Source organism: Paenibacillus sp. N3/727 (assembly GCF_022637315.1).
GTDB classification, from domain to species: Bacteria; Bacillota; Bacilli; order Paenibacillales; family Paenibacillaceae; genus Paenibacillus_AQ; species Paenibacillus_AQ uliginis.
Map to the genome: position 1 here is coordinate 796,382 of NZ_CP093336.1, position 14,822 is coordinate 811,203.

Below are 14,822 nucleotides of genomic sequence, written 5' to 3' on the forward strand. Positions count from 1 at the left end.
GTTCTTTATGAAGAATAAAAAAGATCAGTTAGCGTTTCACTCCATGCTTGGAGTAGGTATGATATTCCTGATTATTTTCTCATTCATCCCTATGTTTGGCATCGTGATGGCTTTTCAAGATTACGTTCCAGCTAAAGGGATCAAAGGTTCTGAATGGGTGGGATTAGAAAATTTTAAGTTCATGTTGCAAATTCCAGACAGTAAACAAATTTTCATCAATACGATTGTCATTGCTGTCTGGAAAATTGTAGTGGGCACCTTCGTTTCTATTACTTTTGCATTACTCTTGAATGAAATTCGTATGAAATTTGCCAAGCGGTTCATGCAAACCGTAGTATATTTGCCTAACTTCTTGTCATGGGCCGTACTAGCTACCGTAGTAATGAACATCTTCTCTTATGAAGGTCCGATTAACGCAATATTAGGGTGGTTTGGTATAGATCCGATTTTATTTATGGCTAGTAATGAATGGTTTAGATCGATGTTGGTGATGTCCGATGTGTGGAAGGGATTCGGATATGGATCTATCATCTATCTGGCCTCTCTGACCTCGATTGATCCGGGGCAGTACGAAGCTGCATCCATTGATGGAGCAAATCGATTCAAACAGCTATGGTATATCACGTTGCCCGGCTTATTACCTACGATTCTACTTGTTACAACTTTAAATCTGCCGAATGTATTGAACGCTGGTTTTGACCAAATTTTTAATCTTTATAATCCTTTGGTTTACGAGACTGCCGACATCATCGACACGTATGTGTACCGGGTAGGTCTGGTAGAAAGACAATATAGTCTGGGAACAGCAGTCGGTCTCTTACGTTCCGTTGTCGGAATTATCTTGATTTTATCTGCGAATAAGTTGGCTCAAAAGCTGACAGATTATCGTATTTTCTAATTTAGGTGGTGTCTCTCATTACAATTCATAGTGTTAAAAGCCGCTTTGCAGACGCCATCATCTGGATCGTATTATTGGCGCTTACTTTATCCTGTCTCTTTCCATTACTTAATATGGTAGCTATTTCTTTAAGTGATAATGCAGCCGCATCCGCAAACTTAGTAGGTATTTTCCCGGTGAATTTCACATTTAGCTCATATGAAAAGTTGTTGTCAGACTCTCAGTTTTGGAGATCATTTATGATCTCAGTGGAGAGGGTTGTACTGGGTCTCGGTGTCAATATGACACTGATGATCCTTATGGCCTACCCATTATCCAAAAGCTCAAAACAATTCCGTGGGCAAAAAGTGTACATGAATGTCGTTATTTTTGCCATGTTGTTTTCTGGTGGGCTCATCCCAACATTCATGGTGGTAAAAGAGCTTAATCTGCTCGATTCCATTTGGGCTTTGATTTTGCCGGGGGCTGTACCCATTGGTAATATGATCTTGCTTATGAACGCATTCCGAGCCGTTCCAAAATCTTTGGAGGAAGCTGCTAAGATTGACGGAGCCTCACAGTGGAGAATATTATCAGCTATTTATTTGCCAGTGGTATTGCCTACGCTTGCCACGGTCATGTTGTTCACCATAGTCGGTCATTGGAATGATTATTTCAGTGCATTGGTGTATATCAACAAAACTTCGAATTATCCGTTACAGACCTATATTCAACAACTAAGTGTGGAAGTTCAGAACATAACGGATCCAGCGAAGTTGGCTGAATATGCAAAAATCTCGGATAGGACCTTGAATTCCGCCAAAATTGTTGTTTCTACGTTGCCCTTGCTGTTGATTTATCCTTTCATGCAAAAGTATTTTGTTTCAGGGATCGTAGTTGGTTCAGTTAAGGAATAGAGCATACTGTTATTTGGGGCTGCACTTTGTGTGTCATGGTGCAGCCCTTTTAAATTTTTTGAAAAATAGAAGAACATCAACGGAGAAGGCGGAATTATTCTGGAGAAGCACAGCGTTCGCCCGAAAGCTTTCCGCAGGAAAGCTCGCATCGGAAGAATAAGCTGTCCCCGAATTTCAACATTTAAATACATAATAGAAAATCTGGGGGCAACAGCGATCGGAAGAATAATCTGCATTCGCAGTGATGCTTAGACTGGTATTGGAAAGGTTTGAGAGATAATGCAACAAAAGTGGTGGAAAGAAGCTGTAGCGTATCAAGTTTATCCTAGAAGCTTTATGGATTCCAACGGAGACGGTATTGGCGATCTACAAGGCATGATATCCAAGCTTGATTATATTAAGGATCTTGGTATCGATGTAATCTGGATTTGTCCGATGTACAAGTCTCCAAATGATGATAATGGATATGATATCAGTGATTATCAGGATATTATGGATGAGTTCGGAACGATGGAGGATTTTGATCAACTGCTTGGCGAGGTCCATAACAGAGGAATGAAGCTAATCATTGATCTTGTCATTAATCATACCAGCGATGAACATCCGTGGTTTGTGGAATCCCGTTCTTCTAAAGACAATCCGAAGCGGGACTGGTACATCTGGAAAGATGGCAATAATGGCGAAGAACCAAATAACTGGGAGAGTATTTTTAGTGGTTCTGCCTGGAAATATGACGAAACAACAGAACAATATTATCTTCATATATTCTCGGAAAAGCAGCCCGATCTCAACTGGGCTAATCGGGAAGTTCGGCAATCCATTTACCAGATGATTAACTGGTGGCTGGATAAAGGAATAGACGGATTCCGTGTAGATGCCATCAGTCATATTCATAAGGAAGATGGGCTCATGGATATGGATAATCCTCTGGGTTTAAAATACGTACCTTCATTCCAGAAGCATATGAATGTTAAGGGTGTACAGACATATCTGGAGGAATTAAAAAAAGAAACGTTTGCCAAGTATGACATTATGACGGTCGGGGAAGCCAATGGAGTCAACGTAGAAGATCAGGAGGATCTCCTGGATTGGATCTGTGAAACTAGAGGAAAGTTTAATATGGTGTTTCAGTTTGAGCATCTTGGACTTTGGAAGCAGACCGACGAAGGAAATCAGCTGGATATTCTAGGGCTCAAGAACACATTAACCAAATGGCAAAAATCTCTGGAAGGTATCGGCTGGAATGCCCTATTTATCGAGAATCACGATAAGCCGCGCACTGTGTCTACTTGGGGAAATGACAGCGAGTACAGATATGAGAGTGCAACGGCTCTTGCGACAATGTACTTCCTGATGCAGGGAACTCCTTTTATATATCAGGGACAAGAGATTGGAATGACCAACGTTAAATTTAACTCTATTGAAGAGTACGATGATGTAGCAGATCGTAATATGTACCGGCAAAAACGGGAGGAAGGCGTCCCTCACGAAGATATTATGAAGATTATTTGGGCATCCAGTCGTGATAACTCGAGAACGCCAATGCAGTGGTCATCGGAAGAAAATGCAGGTTTTACGACAGGCAAACCTTGGCTTGGTGTGAACGAAAATTATAAGGATATCAACGTTCAGGATCAGCTTCAAAAGGAACATTCTGTTCTGGGCTTTTATAAGAAGATGATCCGAATGAAGAAGGAAAACCATATTTTCACTTATGGTACCTATGATCTGATCATGCCGGATCATCCGGCGATTTACGCTTATACCCGAACTTTAGATGATCAGAAAGTTGTTGTCATCACCAACTTGACCGATACGGTTGCAAAGCTTGGTAAAGATGCTGATCTACTGAACTTGGCGGATGCGACATTACTGCTGTCCAACTATGCAGATCACAATAACACAAGTACGCTGCAGCCTTATGAAGCAAGAGTATACGCGCTGTAGTTGTTGTAAACAGACGGTTATTTAGAACGAAAGGGCGGACATGAACGGATGAGCCGCATTTTCCAATCAGGGAGGTTAGCAATGATGAATGTCAAAGAGAAATCGATTTTAAATGAAATGAAAACGTTCGTAGCAAGAGATGATAATCGAAGCATTTCCTTTACCAATAAGGAAGCAGCTTTTTATTTTACGCAATCTCATCTGACCAATCATCCGGAGCATGCTTATTTTGCAGGATTAAACATTGCGAAAAACAGAATTTTTCAAGGCTATCATTTATATGACGGCAGCAATAAGCTGGATAATCAGAATTCCAAAGTGTGCGTTTACCCATATAAAATGGTACGTGAGCATGATGCTCTTGCAGAAGAGCTTTGGATGCTGGATTATAAAAATGTGCTAGAAGTGAGCCTCACCGGTGCAGAGCAGCAGATCGGTATTGAACTCTTAGGAGAAAATGTGAAGGCGGTTGGTCAAGAGGGCCATATCATTATCTTCTCGTCTTTAACAGAAGGCTGGGTTATTGCTGTTGGCTCCAAGCAGCTTCAGCCTATTACTATTGAGGGGCAGATCATCTATGCGGATGCGAAGGATGAAGGTTTCTACATCGCTGCTGGCAAAACGGCAGCAGAAGCTGCAACTCTTTTGCAGGATACAAGGGATCAGGTTGATCGCCTCAAGGCTGAGCGAGTAGAGCGAATGGAAAATCTGCTTCTCCAAAATACGTATATGCGGAGCACGGATGAAACTCTGGAACTGGCTCATCGTTGGATGAACATTACGATGGATCAACTAGTAACTAGGCAGCAAGGAGACGGTATCTATGCCGGACTCCCTTGGTTTAATGAATACTGGGGACGGGATCAGTTCATTTCACTTCCAGGGGCCGTTCTAGTTAGCGGACAGTTTGACACGGCAAGGAATATCCTGCTTTCCTTTGCTAAATTTCAGAATACGGATAAGGATTCTAAATTTTTTGGTAGAGTACCTAATATACTTGCTCCTGAAAATATTGACTATCATACAACGGATGGTACACCGCGTTTTATTATCCAATTGCAGGATTATGTCAAATATTCCGGTGATACCGAAATTATTAAAGAGCTATATCCCGCTGTAATCAATAGCATTCAAGGATCTATGGATCACTGGATGGATGAAAAGGGCTACCTGATGCATGCTGACAATGAAACCTGGATGGATGCCAGGGATAGCGAATTAAAGTCCTATTCTCCTCGAGATACGCGGGCTAATGACATTCAGGCACTATGGTATAATCAGCTGCTTGCCGGAGTTTATTTTGCTGAATATATGAATGATCAAGTAAATGCAGAGCAATGGAAGCGCATTGCAGAACAATTGAAGATGAATTTTGAGAAGGATTACCGGGATTCACAGCATTCTTATCTGGCTGACAGACTGGATAAGGAAGGGAAGCCGGAGTTTTCCTTGCGTCCTAATCAGCTCTTTGCCTTTGACATGTTTGATGACCAGGAATTTGCGTGTAAGGCAGCTCGTACGGCTTGGGAAGAGCTTGTATATCCTTGGGGAGTAGCTTCTCTGGACAGAAACCATCCGTTGTTTCATCCGTTTCACTTAACCCATCATTATCATAAAGATGCGGCTTATCATAACGGTGCTGTATGGATTTGGCTGAACGGAATCGCGATGCAGCGCATGATTGAGGTAGGAGCACAAGAAACAGCCTATCAACTCTTTAAGAACATGAACTGGATGGCACTGAATAAAGGGGTTGTTGGTGGACTTTGTGAAAACATGGATGCCTACCCTCAAGAAGGTGAGAACTGGGCGAAGCTGACAGGTGCGTATCTTCAAGCATGGTCAAATGCTGAGCAACTACGGGTATGGTACCAATATTTCTTAGGCGTTCGTCCGGATTTGATTAACAATACACTTGCTCTCGCTCCGCGTATACCGGAGGAGATTAAGGATCTGGATTATATGATCAAAGTGGGTAATGGCCTCATTACAGCAAGTTATCATGCGGATTCTATCAAGGAGTATCGTTATCAGTTCCAAAACATCTCGCTTACAGCGACCATTGATATTTCTCCTTTTGAGATTGTGGAGATGGAGGTCATCTCTGGTTCAGAGTTAATTATAACTCAGGCCGACCGCACATTAACGGTAACCTTGTGTGATGGTCAGAACAATACAATCAAGGAGATTGAAGCTTCCTGGTCTCAAGCACGTGCAGATCAGCGAGAAAGAAATCATGAAATACTGAAAGATGTGTCCTTCGCAGAGCCTATGGATTTAAAGAATCATCCTGTTGTGAACTAGGTTTGATTCCCTTTAAAGAACGATAAAATGTTGATTTATCAGCGTTTTATCGTTCTTTTTTTTGAGGATAACAAAAATTGCGATTTTATATATTTGTAGAATGTGACTACTCTTATAATCCAGTAAAATTAGTGAATGTTGTATAAAGTGCAACCATATTCCAAGATGTAGCGGCAAAGGGAGGATTGTTGCATGCAGTACAACAATAGGAATCGAAAATCGTTTATTTACTTCTTTCCAGAAGGGATTGTTGTATAATCTACAACAATATCAGTAGATATAGGTATTCTGCTCATGTAGTGTTGTATTACATACAACATTACTTATCACCTCATGTTTGATCATTGCTGCAGCCAGTGATCGTGACAGTTCTTCGGGGAACTGCGGTTTTCATGTAGCGCGTTCATTGAGATGAATCCATTGCACACATAGAAATACAGCTGCACCGCGTCAAACTCTCAGGCGCGCGGTGTGGCGTTGCATAAAGAGGAAATGCAATGAGCAACTGCATCCTTACTGGGCTGTTTTGTGAATGACATTTGATTAGTATCCCTCCAATTTCCATCATAAAAACGCTTGCAGACATAAAAATGATATGTTATGGTATACCTGTAACCGGTTACACATGAGTGAGGTGGATTGAGATGGCGACAATTAAAGAAGTGGCAATGACAGCGGGTGTTTCTGTTGCAACAGTTTCAAGGGTTTTGAATCAAAATGGTTATGTCCATGAAGACACCCGCCGAAAAGTTGAAGATGCGATTCGCCAGCTGAATTACACACCGAATGAAGTAGCTCGTTCCTTATATAAAAGAAAATCGAAATTGATCGGATTATTGCTTCCGGACATTACGAATCCATATTTTCCACAGCTGGCCCGTGGTGTTGAAGACCAGATGCAGAAGAATGATTACCGATTGATCTTCGGAAACAGTGATGAGAGCCGGCAAAAGGAAATGGATTACATCCAGACCTTTATTCAGAACAATGTTGTCGGTGTGATTTCATCCACAAATGATTCCGATGCAGACATTTACGCAGGACTGAACATTCCAGTTGTATTTTTGGACAGAACCTCCAATGACCGCCCATCCGTTTACGCAGATGGCCGGGAAGGTGGAAGAATAGCCGCCCGAGAGATGGTTCGGCGCGGCAGCAAGCAGATTACCGTACTGCAAGGTCCGGCACATGTACGGCCCGCTATAGACCGTTTTGAAGGAGCGGTCGAGATTCTTCAAGAGCTGAACATTCCCTATGAGGTGCTCCTGACGACATCCTTTTCTTTAACCGAAGCAGAAGATTGGGCCAAGGAATTGTTTTACAAGTACCCGGACACCGACGGCATTATAGCCAGTAATGATATGGTTGCATCCGCTGTGCTGCAGGAAGCGCATCGGTTGGGGAAAAGGGTGCCGGAAGATGTGCAAATCATCGGTTTTGACGATATTCCATTAAGCAAGCTGCTTGCTCCATCTCTTTCTACGATTCATCAGCCCGCTTATGAAATGGGCCGGGAAGCAGCAGATTTGCTCATTCAATTGATTGAAGGACATCATGTAGAGCGTAACAGTATACAATATTCCGTGAAATTTATAGAACGTCAGACAACGAGAAAGGTGGATCATGATGGCTAAAATAACGGTAGTAGGAAGCAGTGCGATGGATTTGGTAGTAACTACATCGAAACGTCCGGGAGCAGGAGAAACGGTGCTCGGCGAGAGCTTTAAGACGGTTCCCGGAGGTAAAGGCGCCAATCAGGCAGTCGCTGCTGCCAGACTTGGCGCAGAGGTTTCAATGATCGGGTGTGTCGGTGATGATCATTTCGGGCAATTGCTCCTGAGCAATTATAAGTCGAACGGTGTTATTACAGACAATGTGGAACCGGTTACAGGTATGGAAACGGGAACAGCCCATATCGTTTTGGCTGAAGGGGATAACAGTATTGTTGTTGTCAAAGCGGCCAATGACCGGGTCACACCGGCGTATGTAGACCGAGCAGTAGATGTCATCAAGGCATCGGATATCGTTCTGATTCAACAAGAAATTCCGGAGGAGACGGTCATTCATGTCAGTGAACTATGTGCGAAATATAACGTTCCGCTTATGCTTAATCCCGCACCTGCCCGTCCAGTACCTCAGGGAGTAGTTGAGAAGGCTGCTTACATTACGCCAAATGAACATGAAGCAGCTATTCTATTTGGAGACGAGCCGCTGGGTGAGGTGCTGCGTCGGTATCCGAACAAGCTGTTCGTAACCGAAGGGAAGAATGGGGTTCGGTATTTCGATGGGACACAGGAAGTTTTGGTGCCTGGATATAAAGTTGAAGCAGTAGATACAACTGGAGCAGGAGATACATTCAACGGAGCGTTTGCTGTGGCACTAGCAGAAGGAATGAGTCTTCAGAACAGCTTGAAATTTGCCAACCGGGCAGCTTCCTTGTCCGTCATGAAATTCGGAGCACAGGGCGGTATGCCGACACGCAGTGAAGTTGAAGGGAGTCTTTAATATGAAAAAGAGTGGCATGCTAAACAGTCACATCGCAAAAGTACTGGCGGATCTGGGACATACCGATACGATCGTTGTTGGAGACGTTGGCCTTCCGATCCCGCCAGGGGTTCTGAAGATTGACCTTGCGCTAACGTTAGGACAGCCAAGCTTCCGTGATGTGGTTGATGCGATTGCTGAGGATATGGTTATAGAGAAAGTAATTATTGCGGAAGAAATCAAAGCGGAAAATATGGAAACACTGCAATATATAAATGATCAGTTTAAAGATTGTACGATAGAAGCTTGCTCACATGAGCAGTTCAAGGAGCTAACTCGAAATGCCAAGGCTGTGATCCGTACGGGAGAAGCGAAGCCGTACGCGAATTGCATCTTGCAGGCAGGCGTCAATTTCGGTTGAAAAGGAGGAAAGCATAATGAACATCGAGATGAAAAACATTCATAAATCCTTTGGTACGAACCGTGTTTTGACAGGCGTGGACTTTGATCTCCGTGAAGGAGAAGTTCATGCATTAATGGGTGAGAACGGCGCAGGAAAGTCGACACTGATGAATATATTGACCGGCCTTCACAACCGGGATGAGGGAACGATTGTTATCGATGGGCAGGAAACGTATTTCGGAAGTCCGAAGGAAGCGGAAGAGAGAGGCGTTGCTTTTATCCACCAGGAACTGAACATTTGGCCGGAGATGACCGTTCTGGACAACTTGTTTATAGGCAAGGAAATGACATCGAAATTCGGATTCCTCAACATGAAACAGATGAAAGCGTTAGCGAAGGAACAGTTCAATAAACTGTCTGTTACGATCCCGCTGGTGCAGGAGGCGGGGGAATGCTCCGTCGGCCAGAAGCAGATGATTGAAATCGCCAAGGCACTGATGACAGACGCTAAAGTTATTATTATGGACGAGCCGACAGCTGCTTTGACCGAGCGTGAAATTCAGAAGCTGTTTGAAGTGATCACTTCATTGAAAAAAGAAGGCGTATCTATCGTGTATATCTCGCACAGGATGGAAGAGATCTTTGCCATCTGCGACCGGATTACGGTCATGCGGGACGGTAAAACGGTGGATACGAAAGCGATTTCAGAGACGAACTTTGATGAAGTCGTCAAGAAAATGGTCGGACGGGAGCTCACCGAACGTTATCCGGCGCGCCATCCGAATATCGGAGACGTCGTGCTCGAAGTGAAGAATATCTCCGGCAAAGATCGATTCAAGGACGTAAGCTTTTCCGTTCACGCGGGAGAAATCGTCGGTATATCCGGACTGATGGGTGCAGGACGCACAGAAATGATGAGAGCCATCTTTGGCCTTGACCCGCTGGACAGCGGCGAGGTATGGGTTCGGGGCAAAAAGGTTGCCATCAAGAAACCCGATGATGCCGTTAAGCATGGCATTGGATTTATTACGGAAGACCGTAAAGATGAAGGATTGGTACTGGATTTCTCAGTACGTGAAAATATGGCTCTGACCAACTTGTTCAGCTTTTCTTCTAAAGGGTTTATCTCCGGGAAGAAGGAACAGGAATTTGTTGATACGCTGACGAAACGGCTACAGATCAAGATGCATACGTCGGAGACGGCCGCACGTAATCTGTCGGGCGGCAACCAGCAGAAGGTTGTTATCGCTAAATGGATTGGCATTGGCCCAAGCGTCCTCATTCTAGATGAGCCAACACGCGGTGTGGACGTCGGGGCGAAGAGGGAAATTTATCAGCTGATGAATGAGCTGACGGAACGCGGCGTGGCGATTATTATGGTCTCCTCGGAGCTGCCCGAAGTGCTCGGCATGAGCGATCGCATTCTTGTCGTTCACGAGGGCAAGATTACCGGTGAATTGGACCGTGAACATGCGACACAGGAACATATCATGACTTTAGCTACAGGAGGACAGTAACATGACAACAATAAATGATGCTAAGGCAGGAAAAGGTTTCAAGGTCTCTAACATGACGCAAAAGCTCGGTCCACTGCTTGGACTGATCATACTCATTGTTATTGTCTCCGTTCTGAATCCGAGCTTTTTGGAACCGCTTAATATCCTGAACCTGCTTCGTCAGGTATCCATTAATGCCCTGATTGCTTTCGGTATGACGTTTGTTATCCTGACAGGAGGCATTGATTTGTCGGTCGGATCTATATTGGCGCTGTCCAGTGCATTTGTTGCCAATATGATGGTGGCCGGGTTCGACCCGATTCTCGCGATTATTATCGGCTGTGCGCTCGGCGGTGTGATGGGTATGATCAACGGTCTTATGATCACGAAGGGTAAGATGGCTCCTTTTATTGCAACATTGGCAACGATGACGATTTTCAGAGGACTTACACTCGTTTATACGAATGGTAACCCGATCACAGGACTTGGCGACAGTCTGGTATTCCAGCTGTTCGGACGCGGTTATCTGTTTGGCATTCCAGTACCGGCAGTTACGATGATCATTACGTTTGCAGTATTGTGGGTTATCTTGCATAAAACTTCGTTTGGTCGCAAAACTTATGCGATTGGTGGTAACGAGAAAGCTTCGCTTGTATCTGGTATTAAAGTACCGCGTGTAAAAATTATGATTTACTCCCTGGCAGGTATGTTGTCCGCTCTCGCAGGCGCGATTCTGACTTCCCGTCTGAATTCCGCACAGCCGACAGCAGGTACTTCTTATGAACTGGATGCTATCGCAGCGGTAGTATTGGGCGGAACAAGCCTGTCGGGCGGACGAGGACGGATCGTTGGTACATTGATCGGTGTACTTATTATCGGAACGCTGAATAATGGATTGAACCTGCTGGGTGTCAATTCCTTCTATCAGATGGTCGTCAAAGGTATCGTGATTGCGATTGCCGTCCTGCTCGACCGGAAAAAATCGGCTTAAGGGGGAGAACTAACGATGAAAAAAACTACTTTGTTCCTTGTATCATTGATGCTGATCTTCATGACAGGTTGTTCGTTAGAGCCGCCCGAGTGGGCTAAGCCCAAAGCAAGCGGTGATGTGAAAGATATGAAAATTGGGCTTTCGATTTCTACGCTTAACAATCCGTTCTTCGTATCGTTGAAAGACGGGGTTGTAGCTGAAGCTGCCAAGCAGGGCATAGAAGTTGTCGTAGTCGACGCGCAAAACGACTCTGCCAAGCAGAGCAATGACGTGGACGACCTGATCCAGCAGGGTGTAAATGCACTGTTGATAAACCCTACGGATTCTTCTGCAATCTCTACGGTGGTGCAAACAGCAAACAGTCTGGGCATCCCGGTTATTACGCTGGACCGCTCGGCTGAGAAAGGCGAAGTGGAAGCTTTGGTCGCTTCAGACAACATCAAGGGCGGTCAAATGGCAGCGGAATATATGGTGGAGCAGCTTGGCGAAGGTGCAAAGGTCATTGAGCTGGAAGGTGTACCGGGCGCTTCCGCAACTCGGGAGCGGGGCAAGGGATTTCATGACGTAGCTGATCAAAAACTGAAAGTGGTAGCCAAGCAGTCTGCAGATTTTGACCGAACCAAAGGCCTTAATGTTATGGAAAATCTGCTGCAAGGTAATCCGGATGTGAAGGCAGTTTTTGCCCATAACGATGAAATGGCTCTGGGTGCTATAGAGGCGATCCAAAGCTCCGGTAAAGACATCATGGTCATCGGTTTTGATGGTAATGATGATGCGCTTAACTCGATCAAGGCTGGTAAGCTGACTGCAACAATTGCACAGCAGCCCGAGTTGATCGGACAACTGGCTGTCCAGGCAGCTAAAGATGTGCAGCAGGGCAAAGCGGTTGAGAAAACGATTCCTGCTCCGTTGAAATTGGTAATAAAAGAATAGCAGCTGATAAAACGAAAACGAATGAAAGCAGCCTGCTTTCCCGGTTTAATGGGGAGAGCAGGCTGTTTTTTGGCGGACTGACATTCCGCTATTTGCTACAATTGCTCCATATAACGGAACGTGAGTCCGCCCAATGTATCGCCTGTTTATTTAAAACCACTCACGACTAAAGTCACGAATTTGCGTAAACGACTAATCCATATTGATGTTAATCTTCAGAAACTAATTTTTGTGTTGAACCGAAGAATGGCTTTAACTTACTACTGATGTTAATCTCCCTTGCGCAGCTCGGAGGGTGTTCGCCCCTTCAACGACTTATACACCCGGTTGAACGTCCGGATGCTTGTAAATCCGCAATCAAGCGCAATATCTGTAATGCTGGAATCCGTGGTTTCCAGTTGGATTTCCGCTAATGAGATTCTGACGGTATTCAAGTAGGTTTTGAAGCTTATCCCGAGCGTCGATTTAAACGTCCGGCTAAAATGATGGGGATCCATGTTAAAATGCCGGGAAATCGACTCCAGGGTTATTTCGGAGCAGCAGTTTTCTTCTATGTAAGAAAGGATCTTCTGCATCCGGGCTCTTTGCTTATGAGGTTCTTTGTTCTTCGGGAGAGAAGGGATGGATCTTTGCAGAGAACCGCACAGCTGAAGGATCATTCCCCTAATAATTAACGCTGAACCGGGTTCCGATTTGGTGCTCTCCGTAAGGATCGAAATCATGAGATCCCCTAGAGGCTGTGTTTTCTGGCTGTCGGTCAGGTAGGGGGAGGAGAACTGGAATTCACTGGGCCAGACACGTAATGCCCCTAGCAGGTCCGGTTTAAAAATAAGAATGATAACGTTCGAATCGGTCCCGCCATTCTCGTAGTAATGAATGTCATTGCTCCCGCAAACGACAAACTGTCCTCCGGAAACCAGCTGTTTATCTTCGTTCACGCCGACGAACAGCGACCCCGACACCACATAAATGAGCTCAACTTCCGGATGGCAGTGAGCATGATATCTTAAATCGTTAGTTGAAAAAATCGTCATCGGCAGCTCACTGTCGAATTGCCAGTTCTGATAAAAAAACTTCATGCTTCATTACACCACCAAACATCGAATGGCCTAAAGGGTAAGCCCTTTTCAGCAATTAAATCATAGATAGGATAACTGTATTTGTCCAGCAGGGGGAAGAGATGGAGAACAGTCGATTACAGGCGCTGCATGACAGAGGATCGAACCGAATTCCAAATAACAGTCCGGCTCTATCTAACGGGTTCTTCGTTTGGGTGCAAAAATCATTTGGACGAGATAATTGGTAGCACTTTTGCCCATTAAAAAACGATAAAAAGACAGTTTAACGGCTGTCTTTTTATCGTTCTATAGGGAATGGAGTAATTATTGGTTAAAAGATTGCTTTACTGACCCTTTGCCATCTCCAACTTCAATCTCAGCATATGCCCCGTTTATGAAAGTTATTTGTGGTGGAACATGACCACAATCAATATCGTAGATTATTGGTATCTGCAACTCCTCATATAGCTCTGTGTAAATATCCTCCGCTGTATAATTGTCAATAGCTTGATTTGCATCGCTTCTTCCAAACAGAAGACCCGTACAGTTATCAAACCAACCAGCTAATTTCATCTGAACCAAAGACCTGCGTAAATCAGTCGTTGATAGTTCGCAATTCTCTAAATACCATAAAATGGGTTCATTATTAATATGATTCTTTTGAAAATGTTGTACATCACCGAACGGCGTGCCAATTAAATGTCTTATCACATCGATACACCCACCAAGTAAGCGACCCTGTATTTTCACATTAGCATTCGAAATAACTTTCCAATATGTTTGTTCTGTTAGATGAAAGACGCATGGTGAAGGGTCAGAGTGTTTCCATTCCTTTTGATATTTTTCTGATGAATGTTGGATCATTGATTCGCCAGTTTTAGTTGATAAGGCAGATTGCCACATTGCAGTTGTGTTATCTGAGAAATCTCCTCTTAAATCAATGAGATTTGGACCATGAGCAGTTGCTATGCCTGTTTTTAAGGTTATTGCTAACAATAATCCACTTATATCTGAATAACCTAAAATCCACTTACTCTTTAAATTTTCAAAATCAATGTATTCAAGAATTTCGATTAAAAGTTCGCCACCCCAAGGTGGGATGATAATACTGATGTAATCATCTCTCATCATTTCATTGAATTCAGTAGCGCGTAATTTGGCTGGCGAAGACTTTGCCTTTTCTTGAGTCCAAACCGTTTCTCCACAAATAACGTTGAATCCCTTCATTTTCATACGATTACATGAAAGTTTAAGCAGATCATGTAGTTCGACTTTTACCCCTGACGAGGGTGCGGTTACACCAATTGTTGCTCCTTCTTCTAAAGACGGATATCTAATCATTTATGTCACCTTCTCCAGTTTACATTATTTTACTGAATAGATTCGTGTGAAGCAATATGTTTCAATGATAGC

Annotated in this window: 13 protein-coding genes; 11 read left to right on the top strand and 2 right to left on the bottom strand. The window is 44.0% G+C overall.

The window, feature by feature from the left end:
- Positions 1-7 precede the first annotated feature (7 nt).
- The 10 genes from MNQ98_RS03610 (at position 8) to rbsB (ending at position 12,351) form a co-directional block, all read left to right on the top strand.
- The gene (locus MNQ98_RS03610; RefSeq protein ID WP_241931955.1) at positions 8-898 is read left to right on the top strand and encodes an ABC transporter permease; all 891 of its coding nucleotides are present in this window, start codon (positions 8-10) and stop codon (positions 896-898) included.
- A gap of 17 nt (positions 899-915) precedes the next feature.
- Positions 916-1,794: a carbohydrate ABC transporter permease gene (locus MNQ98_RS03615; RefSeq protein WP_241933837.1), complete on the top strand. Its 879-nt coding sequence runs from the start codon at positions 916-918 to the stop codon at positions 1,792-1,794.
- A 279-nt stretch (positions 1,795-2,073) separates the two neighbouring features.
- Positions 2,074-3,741 carry a glycoside hydrolase family 13 protein gene (locus MNQ98_RS03620; RefSeq protein ID WP_241931956.1) on the top strand — a complete coding sequence of 556 codons (1,668 nt, stop codon included), beginning with the start codon at positions 2,074-2,076 and terminating at the stop codon, positions 3,739-3,741.
- Between the two features lie 81 nt (positions 3,742-3,822).
- On the top strand, positions 3,823-6,045 hold the full coding sequence (locus MNQ98_RS03625; RefSeq protein ID WP_241931957.1) for an amylo-alpha-1,6-glucosidase: 2,223 nt from the start codon (positions 3,823-3,825) through the stop codon (positions 6,043-6,045).
- A gap of 644 nt (positions 6,046-6,689) precedes the next feature.
- The gene (locus MNQ98_RS03630) at positions 6,690-7,679 is read left to right on the top strand and encodes a LacI family DNA-binding transcriptional regulator (protein WP_241931958.1); all 990 of its coding nucleotides are present in this window, start codon (positions 6,690-6,692) and stop codon (positions 7,677-7,679) included.
- Positions 7,672-8,550 carry a ribokinase gene (gene rbsK, locus MNQ98_RS03635; protein ID WP_241933838.1) on the top strand — a complete coding sequence of 293 codons (879 nt, stop codon included), beginning with the start codon at positions 7,672-7,674 and terminating at the stop codon, positions 8,548-8,550. Before MNQ98_RS03630 ends, rbsK begins: the two co-directional genes overlap by 8 nt.
- Position 8,551: 1 nt before the next feature.
- Positions 8,552-8,950, top strand: a complete 399-nt coding sequence (rbsD, locus tag MNQ98_RS03640) for a D-ribose pyranase (RefSeq protein ID WP_208915921.1) — start codon at positions 8,552-8,554, stop codon at positions 8,948-8,950.
- A 16-nt stretch (positions 8,951-8,966) separates the two neighbouring features.
- A complete protein-coding gene (locus MNQ98_RS03645) occupies positions 8,967-10,448 on the top strand; it encodes a sugar ABC transporter ATP-binding protein (protein ID WP_241931959.1) in 1,482 nt (493 codons plus the stop codon).
- A gap of 1 nt (position 10,449) precedes the next feature.
- Positions 10,450-11,418 (top strand): ABC transporter permease subunit, encoded by a 969-nt coding sequence (gene rbsC, locus MNQ98_RS03650; protein WP_208915919.1) that lies wholly within the window; start codon positions 10,450-10,452, stop codon positions 11,416-11,418.
- Between the two features lie 15 nt (positions 11,419-11,433).
- Entirely contained in the window at positions 11,434-12,351 is a 918-nt protein-coding gene (rbsB, locus tag MNQ98_RS03655) for a ribose ABC transporter substrate-binding protein RbsB (protein WP_241931960.1), read from the top strand.
- A 269-nt stretch (positions 12,352-12,620) separates the two neighbouring features.
- On the opposite strand, the gene MNQ98_RS03660 is transcribed toward rbsB, so the two are convergent.
- Positions 12,621-13,430 (bottom strand): AraC family transcriptional regulator, encoded by an 810-nt coding sequence (locus MNQ98_RS03660; RefSeq protein WP_241931961.1) that lies wholly within the window; start codon positions 13,428-13,430, stop codon positions 12,621-12,623.
- A gap of 101 nt (positions 13,431-13,531) precedes the next feature.
- On the opposite strand from MNQ98_RS03660, the gene MNQ98_RS29595 reads away from it, so the two are divergent.
- Complete coding sequence (locus tag MNQ98_RS29595; protein ID WP_277883724.1) at positions 13,532-13,657, top strand: hypothetical protein; 126 nt, start codon at positions 13,532-13,534, stop codon at positions 13,655-13,657.
- Positions 13,658-13,733: 76 nt separating this feature from the next.
- On the opposite strand, the gene MNQ98_RS03665 is transcribed toward MNQ98_RS29595, so the two are convergent.
- Positions 13,734-14,750: a S66 family peptidase gene (locus MNQ98_RS03665; RefSeq protein ID WP_241931962.1), complete on the bottom strand. Its 1,017-nt coding sequence runs from the start codon at positions 14,748-14,750 to the stop codon at positions 13,734-13,736.
- Positions 14,751-14,822: the final 72 nt, after the last annotated feature.

Bases quoted from the DNA above. Each gene is read 5' to 3' on its own strand.
- MNQ98_RS03610 (WP_241931955.1), top strand. From the start codon at position 8: ATGAAGAATAAAAAAGATCAGTTAGCGTTTCACTCCATGCTTGGAGTA.
- MNQ98_RS03620 (WP_241931956.1), top strand. From the start codon at position 2,074: ATGCAACAAAAGTGGTGGAAAGAAGCTGTAGCGTATCAAGTTTATCCT.
- MNQ98_RS03625 (WP_241931957.1), top strand. From the start codon at position 3,823: ATGATGAATGTCAAAGAGAAATCGATTTTAAATGAAATGAAAACGTTC.
- MNQ98_RS03630 (WP_241931958.1), top strand. From the start codon at position 6,690: ATGGCGACAATTAAAGAAGTGGCAATGACAGCGGGTGTTTCTGTTGCA.
- rbsK (WP_241933838.1), top strand. From the start codon at position 7,672: ATGGCTAAAATAACGGTAGTAGGAAGCAGTGCGATGGATTTGGTAGTA.
- rbsD (WP_208915921.1), top strand. From the start codon at position 8,552: ATGAAAAAGAGTGGCATGCTAAACAGTCACATCGCAAAAGTACTGGCG.
- MNQ98_RS03645 (WP_241931959.1), top strand. From the start codon at position 8,967: ATGAACATCGAGATGAAAAACATTCATAAATCCTTTGGTACGAACCGT.
- rbsC (WP_208915919.1), top strand. From the start codon at position 10,450: ATGACAACAATAAATGATGCTAAGGCAGGAAAAGGTTTCAAGGTCTCT.
- rbsB (WP_241931960.1), top strand. From the start codon at position 11,434: ATGAAAAAAACTACTTTGTTCCTTGTATCATTGATGCTGATCTTCATG.
- MNQ98_RS03660 (WP_241931961.1), bottom strand. From the start codon at position 13,430: ATGAAGTTTTTTTATCAGAACTGGCAATTCGACAGTGAGCTGCCGATG.
- MNQ98_RS29595 (WP_277883724.1), top strand. From the start codon at position 13,532: ATGGAGAACAGTCGATTACAGGCGCTGCATGACAGAGGATCGAACCGA.
- MNQ98_RS03665 (WP_241931962.1), bottom strand. From the start codon at position 14,750: ATGATTAGATATCCGTCTTTAGAAGAAGGAGCAACAATTGGTGTAACC.